Origin of the sequence: uncultured Brachyspira sp., assembly GCF_944390845.1 — a bacterium.
GTDB lineage: Bacteria > Spirochaetota > Brachyspiria > Brachyspirales > Brachyspiraceae > Brachyspira > Brachyspira pulli.
In genome coordinates this window covers 1-3,964 of the sequence record NZ_CALXRM010000126.1, presented here as the reverse complement: position 1 = coordinate 3,964, position 3,964 = coordinate 1, and the positions used below count along the sequence as shown (strand labels likewise).

Here is a 3,964-nt window from a genome sequence, read left to right as displayed (position 1 = left end):
CACTTTTTGCAACTTTTTGCGGCGGGAAAAAGTTGAATAAAAAAATGACAAACTTAAAAATTTTCAGTATATACTGATTATACAAAAAACTAATAATTTATCTTACAATTAAAACATATCCCAACAATATTAGATTATATTTTATATTATAAAAAATATAATTTTATTTTCAGTGATATATACAATCATTTTGTATTATTAGTTAGAATAAATAAATATAAAAACTTTATTTTGACAAAAGTCGTCTTTTTACTTATAATAAATTAAAAAAAGTGGTTTCTATTATGCAAGAATTAATTTTATTTCCAAACTATAAAGCAAGAAATAATTATCTAAAAGACAAATTCAAAGTATATACTTTAGATATAACCGATTATCAAATACTGCATAGATATTATAAAAGCAGCAGAGAAAGATTTTTTGAAAATTATAAAATAGAAAATCAAAAAGAATATGTAGATGAATCAATAGCGATAATTAATATTCACAATGTTTTGAATACTTATAAATTAGAAAATAAAGATTCTTTAATAGCAAAGCATAATATTACTTATGAACTAGCATATAATTTGTATAAACTTATAGAAGAAACTACATTAGCAAAATTTTATGATTTTAAATTTGATTCTTATGATAATTTAAAAGAGATTAATGATATTATAAAAAAATATAAAGAATATAACAGAGAAAATAATTTCCTTGATGAATTTGATATATTTGAGCTTTTTATAGAGGCAATAAAAAATAGAAAATTAGAGTATCTAAGCAAATACGATAAAATAACAATTTACGGATTTGAAAAAATTCCTCCGCTTCATTTAATATTTTTGGAGAGCTTAAAGAAATATTATACAATAGATGTTAAAGTTGTAATGCCTTATGATATGAAAAAATATTTTCCTAATTATAAATCATTTTATCAGGGCATTGATAATTTTGAAATGAATTATAATTCTGATTTTTCTCAATATTTATTAGACAAAGATAATTTATTTACTTATAGCGATGAGTCAGTATATAAAGATAGTATAAAATTTATAGCAGGCTTTGGAGCTAAACAGGAAGTAGATACCGTTGTAGATGAGGTAATAAAATTAATTAATAGCGATGTTGCTTTATATGATATAGGTATAATATTTTCAGACATTCAAAAATACAGCGATATTGTTTCAAATAGATTAAATGAATGCAATATTAAATTCAATGAAAGAAGGGCTAACTTTATTTGGAGAATACCAATAATTCCAATATTAACTTCTATATTTTTGATACTTGATAAATATAATGGAGAATTAGATATTGATGCTTTAATAAAAGTTATATCATCACCATATATTAAAAATCTTAAAGGCATTAATCCTTATAATATAAGAGATTTGATTTATGCTTATGATAAATATGATGAGTTTAATAATGTAGAAATATATTCAAAAATGGCTTTAAGTGATTTTAAATATAAGATTGCAAAGAAGTTCAATAATAATGAAGCTTCCAATAGCATAATAGAATTTTTGGATTTGCTTAATATTTTAGTTTCTAAAAAAAGTTATAAAGAGATAGGACTTGCTTATATAAATATTTTGAAATTCTTAGAAATAGGTAATATATCAGATTTATATGAAGATGAAAAATATCATCATAGGGACAATGAAGCATTAGCATTGTTTATTAACCTTATACTTCAAATATCAAATACGGAAGAAATAGAAGCTATAAAAGAAGAGGAGATAACACATTTTGATTTTCATACAGCTTTGAATGTACTTTTAAGAGATAAATCGCTTATGGACGAAGTAGATAATGGAGTATTTATCACAGTTAGTAATTTATACGATGCTAGAGGATTGAGATTTAAATATTTATTTATGTTAGGTATGAATAATGATTTTATTAATAGAAGACCTAACGGATTTTTTATAAGCAATAAATTAAGAGAGAATATAAATAAAGATGTAAAAAAAATTGCCTTTAATACTCAGCATTATTTATCAGATATTTCTTATGCATTATTTTTGAATATTTTATCATACTGTTATGAAGACAGTAAGGTATATTTTTCATTTAGGCTTAAAGATGAGAGAGGTAATTTAGAACTTCCATTTTATTATTTAGAAGATTTATACAATAAACTTTACAGCGATGATTTTAAATTTGAAAGTTTAAAAGAAAACGGACTTATATACAGAAAAGAATATATACAAAATGCGGATAATATTCATACAAAAAAAGAAAATATGATGAGCTTATTTTTGTATAATGATGTTGGAGCAGAAGTTGAAGATTTGGAAGGCATAATAGAAAAAGTTTATCATAAAAGAAATAAAGTAGGGTATTCTGATTTTGTAGAAGATAGTGAAGAAATAAAAGCCTTTTTCATTAATAAGTTTAAAGAAGCTATTTCAGTTACAGATTTGCAGAGGGTAATGGAATGTCCTGCTAAATATTTTTATTCTAATTTATACAGTAAAAACTCAGTAGAGGCAAGAATACAGGGAATAAGCTATATGGATAAGGGTATTACTTATCATAGTTTTTTACAGAATTTTTATAATAAAGTGAAGAAAACTTCAAAGACTAATGATTGTTCTCTTAAAGAAAGTGAATTTAATACTTACTGCAATATAGCAAATGAGGTTATAGAAGAACATATTAATAGATCAGTAACTTTATATTCTAAAAAAGATTTGGAAGATAAATATTTCTTAGAGTATAAATTGGATCAGAATATTATCAAAGAAGAAGCAATGAATGCAATGTATTATTTTATACAGAAAGAGATTATCTTAAATAAAGAGAATGATGAAAAAGGTTATCATTATATACCAGCTTCATTTGAGGAACCTATTGGTATATATAAAAATAATCAAAATAATAAAAATAATAAAAATAATAAAAATAATAAAAACGATTCAATAGTTTATAAAAATGGAGATATATGTATAAAAATAAAAGGTAAAATAGACAGAATAGATTTTAGTTATTCTGATAGTGAACATAAAAATATTAACGGGGTTAGAATAGTAGATTATAAAGCAAATTATATAGATGAACCTAAACAAGATGATATAAAAGAAATTATAACAACATATTTACAGCCTATACTTTATTTGAAATTAATTTTAGATAAATATATTAAAAATGATATAGCAGATAAAATAAAACATTGCGAGGTTGTATTTACAGCTTATAATGAAAAGACACTTATTAATAGTATAAAAACAGATATTAAAAAGAGCAGCAAAAAAGATAATAAGAAATATGGAAGTGATAGAGATTTTCTTTTATCTGTATGCGGTTATATAGACAGCGAATATAATTTATATAATTATTTTGATGAAGTTTTCACAAAAATTTTAGATGGTGAACTTTTGCGTATACCTAGTGAAACTGCTTGTGCTGATTGTTATGATGCCAAATATTGTCCTAAAGTGTATAAAAAAGATGAATAGTATTAAAAAAGCCTATGCACTTTTATAAAGTACATAGGCACCAAAAAGAGGAAATGGGAAATTTTATTCTTCAGCTATACTATTAAGGATATAGTTATATTCATCTATTAATAAATTGTATTCTTCTTCGTCTAAGAAAAGATGGTTTATAGTGTTTATTAATTTTGTCATTTATACCTCCGTTTCTGTTAAAAACTTAAATATTGTTATTTTCTAAACGTATATTGTGTTTGTTTTTCACATATCTTATATTAAAAATATAATAATTTTTACAGAAAAGGCAAATGAATTTAAAGAAAATTTACAATTATTTTTTAGTTGTCTATGGCTTCTTTGAATCTTAGATCTATTTATCATAAATAAAAATTGCTGTGCTGAAAATATATTTATACTAAAAATTTTTAACTTTGTCAATTTTTTGTTGTTCTATTTATTATCAATAAAAATTGCTACGCTGAAAATATATTTATACTAAAGTATAAATATGCTCCGCAATTTTTATAAAGTTATTGAAT

Annotated in this window: 1 protein-coding gene; it reads left to right on the top strand. The window is 22.6% G+C overall.

Annotated elements, in window-relative coordinates; all coding sequences use genetic code 11:
• Nucleotides 1-284: 284 nt before the first annotated feature.
• The gene (locus Q0K52_RS14620; protein ID WP_297300617.1) at nucleotides 285-3,449 is read left to right on the top strand and encodes a PD-(D/E)XK nuclease family protein; all 3,165 of its coding nucleotides are present in this window, start codon (nucleotides 285-287) and stop codon (nucleotides 3,447-3,449) included.
• Nucleotides 3,450-3,964 lie beyond the last annotated feature (515 nt).

Excerpts from the sequence above, each read along its gene's own strand:
- Q0K52_RS14620 (WP_297300617.1), top strand. The coding sequence starts at position 285 with ATGCAAGAATTAATTTTATTTCCAAACTATAAAGCAAGAAATAATTAT.